The sequence below is a fragment of the Bartonella sp. AA86SXKL genome (assembly GCF_042196885.1).
Window position 1 is genome coordinate 1 of the sequence record NZ_JBHIRE010000543.1, and the last position, 228, is coordinate 228.

Annotated in this window: 1 protein-coding gene; it reads left to right on the forward strand. The window is 38.2% G+C overall.

The genetic code is table 11. The features are described from left to right. Nucleotides 1–228: BID domain-containing T4SS effector (locus ACFIO5_RS13175; protein ID WP_375705651.1), on the forward strand; the 228-nt coding region annotated here is incomplete at both ends.

The window sequence follows — 228 nt, forward strand, 5'->3', positions numbered from 1 at the left end:
CCAAAAGAAACCTTAGCCCCTCTCACCAATGAAGAACTTGCCAAAAGGCTCACAAATAATTCTGGAGTTGAATCATACCGCCATGAAGTCGAACGTTTATCAAAACGTGTTTATAACAAATCAGAAGCACTAAAAGAAATTGTAGAAATGGTCAATATAGATCCAAGCTTAGGCCCAAAGTTCGCCGATCAAATTGCTCAACATCCTAAATCATTTTATAAGCTTGCG